This is a genomic window from Pseudomonas sp. SDO55104_S430, from assembly GCF_054070595.1.
Genome location: NZ_JBSVXG010000240.1, coordinates 1 through 8,307, shown reverse-complemented (window position 1 = coordinate 8,307; position 8,307 = coordinate 1). Strand labels below are relative to the sequence as shown.

Sequence of the window (8,307 nt, the reverse complement as noted above, 5' to 3'; positions counted from 1 at the left end):
TGAGAACGCTAAAGCTTCGCGGGCAAGCCTCGCTCCTACAGGTTGGAATTAATGCAGCCATGATCAGGTTGAGGGAAACGGTGATCATCAGTTTGTCGTTATTTCTGAACGACAATCACCGGCGGCATGGTTTCCGGCGGATCTTGCTTGGGCGGCGGGGTGGTGCCTGGCGGGTCCTCTTCCGGTACCGGCTGCGGCTCGGTGGGCGGGATCACCGGGTTGTCGATGTTCGGGTCCGGGGTTTCTGCCGGGAAAGGATTATTCATTGTTCAAACCTCCAGTGGCACATGGCGTGAGTCGTGCTTAAGTGGATTGACCACGGTTCGATGGATTTGATTCCGGCTAATTGGCGCTGAACTTTTACTGCGGGCTGTCGCTCGGAACCTAAGTGAGTTCATTCGGCGATGGACGACCGGTGTGAATGACGATCAGACACAAGAGCGTCCATGGGGCGTGAAGGAGAGATGCTCGATGACTGCTGAAAAACCGACGGAACTGAGCTACAACCCGCATATCCCGCTGTCGCAAGCCCTTTTGCTTCCACGTATCGCCATAGAGAGCGTCATGCCTACGCTTGAAGGGGGGCAGTTCGCGGTCAAGGCGGTCGCGGGCGAGGAAGTAGTGGTGTCGGCCAAGGTGTTCGCCGACGGCCACGACACAATGGCGGTGCGGATTCGCTGGCGGGCGGACGACGAGGAGGTCTGGCACAGCGAGGTCATGGCCGACCAGGGCAACAACGGCTGGCTGGGCCGCTTTCGCGTGCGCGAGCAAGGCCGCCATGTGTTCTGCATCGAAGCCTGGATCGACCAGTTCGCCAGCTTTTGCTACGAACTGAAGAAAAAACACGATGCCGGCGTGCCGGTCAGCCTCGAGTTGCAGGAAGGTCGTCTGCATGTGCAGCAGGCCGCCGAGCGCACGGAAGGGCAACTGAGCGAGCAACTGGCGGCCTTGCACCATGAACTGGCGATTTTGCTGGAAGCCGAGCAGGTCGCGCTGTTTCTGCACCAACGTAGCGCCGATTTGATGGCGCAGGCCGATCACCGCGCCTTTTTGAGTCTCAGTCCCGAATTCCCGGTGGATGTCGAACGCGAACTGGCGCAGTTCGCCAGCTGGTATGAACTGTTTCCCCGTTCGATCACCGACGATCCGGCGCGACACGGCACGTTCAACGACGTGCATTCGCGCCTGGCGATGATTCAGGACATGGGCTTCGACGTCCTGTACTTCCCGCCGATCCACCCGATCGGCCGCAGCTTCCGTAAGGGCCCGAACAATTCCCTGACCGCCGGCCCCGACGATCCGGGCAGTCCTTATGCCATCGGCAGTCCCGAAGGCGGGCACGAGGCGATTCACCCGCAACTGGGCAGCCGCGATGATTTTCGTCGGCTGGTGGCGGCAGCCCGCGATCATGGCCTGGAGATCGCTCTGGATTTCGCTATTCAGTGTTCCCAGGACCACCCGTGGCTGCAGCAGCATCCGGGCTGGTTCAACTGGCGGCCGGACGGCACGATCAAATACGCGGAAAACCCGCCGAAGAAATACCAGGACATCGTCAACGTCGATTTTTATGCGGTCGATGCCATCCCCAGTCTGTGGGTCGAGCTGCGCGACATCGTTGTCGGTTGGGTGCTGGAGGGCGTGAAGCTGTTTCGCGTCGACAACCCGCACACCAAGCCGCTGCCATTCTGGCAATGGCTGATCGCCGACGTGCGGGCGCTGTATCCCGAAGTGATCTTCCTCGCTGAGGCCTTCACCACGCCGGCGATGATGGCGCGCCTGGGCAAGGTCGGTTACTCCCAGAGCTACACCTACTTCACCTGGCGCAACACGAAGCAGGAACTGGCGACCTATTTCACCGAGCTGAACGAGTCGCCGTTGCGTGAGTGCTACCGACCTAACTTCTTCGTCAACACGCCGGACATCAATCCGGGGTTCCTGCATGACTCCGGGCGTCCGGGTTTCCTGATCCGTGCGGCGCTGGCGACCATGGGCTCGGGCCTGTGGGGCATGTATTCGGGGTTTGAGCTCTGCGAGTCGGCGCCGGTGCCGGGCAAGGAAGAGTACCTCGACTCCGAGAAGTACGAGATCCGTCCGCGGGACTTTACGGCGCCAGGGAACATCATTGCCGAGATCGCCCAGCTCAACCGGATCCGTCGGCAGAACCCGGCGCTGCACAGCCATCTGGGCCTGAAAATCTACAACGCCTGGAACGACAATATTCTGTACTTCGGCAAGCGCAGCGCCGATGGCAGCAATTTCATTCTGGTGGCGGTCAGCCTCGACCCGCATCACCCGCAGGAGGCGAATTTCGAGTTGCCGCTGTGGGAAATGGGCTTGCCGGACGACGCCAGCACCCAGGGCGAAGACCTGATGAACGGGCATCGCTGGACCTGGCATGGCAAGTACCAATTCATGCGCATTGATCCGGCGTACCAGCCGTTCGGGATTTGGCGGATTACCACTACTTAAGGCGACTCGGGCCGTGTGGCGAGGGGGCTTGTCGAATCGTCGCACCGCCCCGTTGGGTCGCACGGCGGCCCAGCTTTTCTGGCAGATGCACCGAGGTATCCGAATTTACGACTGCTTCGCAGCCGAACGGGGGCAAGCCCCCTCGCCACAGAGACCGTGTTCACAATTTCCGGCTCTGTTCATGTACACAGGAGTTTCAAATGGCGAAGAAACCCAAGGCAGCCACATTCATCAAGGACCCGCTCTGGTACAAGGACGCGGTGATCTATCAAGTCCACGTCAAATCCTATTTCGACTCCAATAACGACGGTATCGGCGACTTTCCCGGCCTGATCGCCAAGCTCGACTACATCGCCGAGCTGGGCGTCAACACCATCTGGCTTCTGCCGTTCTACCCCTCGCCACGACGCGACGACGGTTACGACATCGCCGAATACCGTGGCATCCACAGCGACTACGGGACCATGGCCGACGCCAAGCGATTCATCAGTGAGGCGCACAAGCGCGGCTTGCGGGTGATCACCGAGCTGGTCATCAACCACACCTCCGATCAGCACCCGTGGTTCCAGCGCGCGCGCAAGGCGAAGAAGGGCTCGGCGGCGCGGGACTTCTATGTCTGGTCCGATGACGATCAAAAGTACGACGGCACCCGGATCATCTTTCTCGATACCGAGAAATCCAACTGGACCTGGGATCCGGTGGCCGGCCAGTACTTCTGGCACCGCTTCTATTCCCACCAGCCGGACCTGAATTTCGACAATCCGCAGGTCATGAAAGCCGTGCTGTCGGTGATGCGCTACTGGCTCGACATGGGCATCGACGGCCTGCGCCTGGACGCGATTCCCTACCTGATCGAGCGCGACGGCACCAACAACGAGAACCTGCCGGAGACCCACGACGTCCTCAAACAGATTCGCGCCGAAATCGATGCCAACTACCCGGATCGCATGCTGCTGGCCGAGGCCAATCAATGGCCGGAGGACACCCAGCTGTACTTCGGCGACACCGACAAGAGCGGGCTCAATGGCGACGAATGCCACATGGCGTTCCACTTCCCGCTGATGCCGCGCATGTACATGGCGCTGGCCCAGGAGGACCGCTTCCCGATCACCGACATCCTGCGCCAGACCCCGGAAATCCCGGCCAATTGCCAGTGGGCGATCTTCCTGCGCAACCACGATGAGCTGACCCTGGAAATGGTCACCGACCGCGAGCGCGACTACCTGTGGAACTACTACGCCGCCGATCGTCGCGCGCGGATCAACCTCGGCATTCGCCGGCGCCTGGCGCCGCTGATGGAGCGCGATCGCCGTCGGGTCGAGTTGCTCAACAGCCTGCTGCTGTCGATGCCCGGCACGCCGACCTTGTATTACGGCGATGAAATCGGCATGGGCGACAACATCTACCTGGGCGACCGCGATGGTGTGCGCACCCCCATGCAATGGTCGATCGACCGCAACGGCGGCTTCTCCCGCGCCGATCCGGCCAGTCTGGTGCTGCCGCCGATCATGGACCCGCAATACGGTTACCTGTCGGTCAACGTCGAAACCCAGGCTGGCGACCCGCACTCGCTGCTCAACTGGACCCGACGCATGCTCGCGGTGCGCAAGCAATCCAAGGCGTTCGGTCGCGGCACCCTGAAAATGCTCTCGCCGTCCAACCGCCGGGTGCTGGCCTATACCCGGGAGTTCACGGGGGAGGACGGCAAGCACGAAATCATTCTGTGTGTCGCCAACGTCTCGCGCAGCGCGCAGGCGGTGGAGCTGGACCTGTCGGCCTATGTCGGCATGGTGCCGGTGGAGATGCTCGGCGGTAATGCGTTCCCGCCCATCGGCCAGCTCAGTTTCCTCCTGACCCTGGCGCCTTACGGTTTCTACTGGTTCGGCCTGGCGGCGGAAAACCAGATGCCGAGCTGGCACGTGGAACCGGCGCAGAGCCTGCCGGATTTCACCACCCTGGTGCTGAAAAAGCGCATGGAAGAATTGCTCGAAGCACCTGCGCGCGCCACGTTGGAGCAGGGCATTCTGCCGAGCTGGCTGCAGAACCGCCGCTGGTTCGCCGGCAAGGACGCGGCCGTCGAGCAGGTCAACCTGGCTTATGGCGTGCGCTTTGGCGATGCGCAGCACCCAGTGCTGCTCAGCGAAATCGAAGTGACCAGCGCCGGCCAGACTCATCGTTATCAACTGCCGTTCGGCTTCATTGCCGAAGATCAGTTCGGCGCCGCCTTGCCGCAGCAGCTGGCCCTGTCGCGGGTCCGTCGCGGGCCGCAGGTGGGACTGATCACCGATGCCTTCAGCCTCGAACACTTCATCCGCTCGGTATTGCAGGCCATGCAGAACGAGACGGTTCTGGCGTGTGATGGCGGCGATATCCGTTTCGAACCGGGGTCCGGACTGGCGGAATTGGGTCTTAACGCTGATTCCGAAGTGCGCTACCTGTCCGCCGAGCAATCCAACAGTTCGGTGGTTATCGGCAACAGCCTGGTGCTGAAGCTGATCCGCAAAGTCGCGTCCGGCGTGCACCCGGAGCTGGAAATGAGCGCCTACCTGACCAACGCCGGCTATCGCAACATTTCGCCGTTGCTCGGTTCGGTGGTGCGTCGCGACGGCAATGGCGAAGACAACCTGCTGATGATCGCCCAGGGCTACTTGAGCAATCAGGGCGATGCCTGGGAGTGGACTCAGAACAACCTCGAACGGGCGCTGCGCGACGAACTGGCAGACGCCATGTCCGAGCAGGAACAGCATTACAACGCCCTCGGCGAACTGAAAGATTTCGCCGGCATGCTGGGCCAGCGCCTGGGTGAAATGCATCAGGTGCTGGCGGCATCAAGCGACCAACCGGATTTCGATCCGCAGGTCACCTCGCAAAAGGATGCGCAGGCTTCGGGCAAGGACGTGGCGGCGCAAATCGAGCATGCATTGACGTTGCTCAAACAGCATCAAAACGAACTGAACCCGGCGGACAAAACCCTGGTCAGCCGTTTACTGGACAACAAAAAAGCCATCCTCAGCCACGTCCAGGCGCTGGGCAAACAGACGGCGGGTGGCTTGCGCATGCGCGTGCACGGCGATTTGCATCTGGGCCAGGTGCTGGTGATCAAGGGCGATGCCTACCTGATCGACTTCGAAGGCGAACCCGCGCGGCCACTCGACGAGCGCCGGGGCAAGCACAGCCCGTACAAGGACGTCAGCGGCGTGTTGCGTTCTTTCGATTACGCAGCGGCGATGACCATCAACGTGCACAACGTCGACAACACCGCTGAAGCCCAGGCAGCACGGCAACGGGTGGCAGAACGCTATTTAAGGGAAGCAAAACAGGCATTTATCGACGCTTATCGGCTGGCGGCAGCTACGCTTGGCCATGCGTGGCAAGATCCGGAAGGCGAGGACGCCGCACTGGCGTTGTTCGGTCTGGAGAAAGCGGCGTACGAAGTGGCCTATGAGGCGGAGAATCGCCCGACCTGGCTGCCCGTGCCATTGCACGGTTTATATGGATTATTGAGTGGGCTTAAACCCTTTTCCGATCTTGGTGGAGAGTAGTCATGAGTTTCTCGAACAAGGAACAGGGTCATCGTCACAATGAAGCGCTGCTGCCGGCGGCGCGAGATATCGATGCACTGGTGCGGGCCGAACATCACGACCCGTTCGCCATTCTTGGCCCCCACGGCGACGGTTCCGGGGGGCAATATATTCGTGCTTATCTGCCGGACGCCTTGAGCGTTCAGGTGCTGGCCCGGGATTCCGGGGAAGTGCTGGGCGATCTTGAAGCCGCCCAGACCCCGGGTTTGTTCGTCGGGCATTTCGATCATGCGCAGCCTTATCTGCTGCGTGCACGCTGGGCCGGTGGCGAGCAGATCACTGAAGATCCCTATAGTTTTGGCGAGTTGCTCGGCGAGATGGATTTGTATCTGTTTGCCGAGGGCAATCACCGCGACCTCAGCAGTGCTCTGGGCGCGCAGCTGAAAACCGTCGATGGCGTCGATGGCGTGCGCTTTGCGGTGTGGGCGCCTAACGCCAGGCGGGTGTCGGTGGTCGGTGATTTCAACAACTGGGACGGACGCCGCCATCCGATGCGCGTGCGTTACCCGACCGGGGTCTGGGAATTGTTCATCCCGCGTCTGCAAGCGGGGGAGGCCTACAAGTACGAGATTCTCGGCAAAGAAGGTATCCTGCCGCTGAAGGCCGACCCGATGGCGCTGGCCACCAGCATGCCGCCGGATACTGCGTCGAAAGTAGCTTCGCCACTGAAGATCGACTGGCAGGATCAGGACTGGATGCAGGCGCGGGTCGAGCGTCAACGTCATAACGCGCCCCTGTCGATTTACGAATTGCACGCCGGATCCTGGCAATGCGAGCTGGATGATCTGGGTGAGGTCTCCCGCCAGTACACCTGGCCGGAACTGGCCGAGCGGCTGATTCCGTACGTCAAGGAACTGGGGTTCACCCACATCGAACTGATGCCGATCATGGAGCACCCGTTCGGTGGTTCATGGGGTTACCAATTGCTTTCGCAGTTCGCCACCAGCGCCCGTTACGGCAGCGGCGATGAGTTTGCGGCCTTCGTCAACGCCTGCCACCAGGCCGAGATTGGCGTGATTCTCGATTGGGTACCCGCGCATTTCCCTACCGACACCCATGGCATGGCCAATTTTGACGGCACTGCACTGTACGAGTACGGCAATCCCCAGGAAGGTTTTCACCAGGACTGGGACACGCTGATCTACAACCTGGGGCGCACCGAGGTCCACGGCTACATGCTGGCGTCGGCGCTGCACTGGCTGAAGCATTTCCACGTCGACGGCCTGCGGGTCGATGCGGTGGCGTCGATGCTCTACCGCGACTACTCGCGCAAGGCCGGCGAATGGGTACCGAATCGTCACGGCGGGCGGGAGAACCTGGAAGCCATCGATTTCCTGCGGCATCTGAACGACGTGGTCGCCCTGGAAGCACCGGGCGCCCTGGTGATCGCCGAGGAATCCACGGCCTGGCCGGGTGTCAGCCAGAGCACGCAACAGGGCGGACTGGGTTTTGCCTACAAATGGAACATGGGCTGGATGCACGATTCGCTGCATTACATCCAGCAGGATCCGGTGTACCGCGCCCACCATCACAACGAACTGAGTTTTGGCTTGGTGTACGCCTGGTCCGAGCGCTTCATCCTGCCGATCTCCCACGATGAAGTGGTGCACGGCAAGCATTCGCTGATCGACAAGATGCCGGGCGACCGCTGGCAGAAATTCGCCAACCTGCGGGCGTACCTGAGTTTCATGTGGACCCATCCGGGCAAGAAGTTGCTCTTTATGGGCTGCGAGTTCGGCCAGTGGCGCGAGTGGAATCACGATCAGCAGTTGGACTGGTACCTGTTGCAGTACTCGGAACACAAGGGTGTGCAGAAGCTGGTCAGCGACCTCAACCGCCTGTACCGCGATATCCCGGCGCTGCATGAGCAGGACGATGTGCCGCAGGGCTTCCAGTGGCTGATCGGCGACGATGCGATCAACAGCGTCTACGCCTGGCTGCGCTGGAGCCGCGAAGGCAAGCCGGTGCTGGTGGTGGCCAACTTCACCCCGGTGCCGCGTGAGGCGTACCGCGTCGGCGTGCCGTTTGCCGGGCGTTGGAAGGAGTTGCTCAATAGCGATTCGGCGATTTATGCCGGTTCTGACTATGGCAACAGTGGCGGGGCGGATGCCGAAGAAACGCCGAGCCATGGGCAGGCGTTGTCGCTGGTGCTGAATCTGCCGCCGTTGGCGGTGTTGATATTGAGTCCGGAGGGCTGATCCGGGATCGGGTTGCCTTCATCGCGAGCAGGCTCGCTCCCACAGGTTCAGTGTGATCC

At 61.3% G+C, this 8,307-nt stretch carries 4 protein-coding genes; 3 read left to right on the top strand and 1 reads right to left on the bottom strand.

What is annotated here, in order from left to right; translation table 11 throughout:
• Positions 1-98: 98 nt before the first annotated feature.
• Entirely contained in the window at positions 99-266 is a 168-nt protein-coding gene (locus tag ACW9JE_RS26170) for a hypothetical protein (protein ID WP_457434382.1), read from the bottom strand.
• 205 nt (positions 267-471) lie between these two features.
• On the opposite strand from ACW9JE_RS26170, the gene ACW9JE_RS26165 reads away from it, so the two are divergent.
• The 3 genes from ACW9JE_RS26165 to glgB all read left to right on the top strand — a co-directional run bounded on the left by ACW9JE_RS26165 (position 472) and on the right by glgB (position 8,248).
• Positions 472-2,469, top strand: coding sequence for an alpha-1,4-glucan--maltose-1-phosphate maltosyltransferase (locus ACW9JE_RS26165; protein WP_457434381.1), 1,998 nt, complete (start codon positions 472-474; stop codon positions 2,467-2,469).
• A gap of 200 nt (positions 2,470-2,669) precedes the next feature.
• The gene (gene treS, locus ACW9JE_RS26160; RefSeq protein WP_224541537.1) at positions 2,670-6,011 is read left to right on the top strand and encodes a maltose alpha-D-glucosyltransferase; all 3,342 of its coding nucleotides are present in this window, start codon (positions 2,670-2,672) and stop codon (positions 6,009-6,011) included.
• A 2-nt stretch (positions 6,012-6,013) separates the two neighbouring features.
• Positions 6,014-8,248 (top strand): 1,4-alpha-glucan branching protein GlgB, encoded by a 2,235-nt coding sequence (gene glgB / locus ACW9JE_RS26155; protein ID WP_457434380.1) that lies wholly within the window; start codon positions 6,014-6,016, stop codon positions 8,246-8,248.
• Positions 8,249-8,307 lie beyond the last annotated feature (59 nt).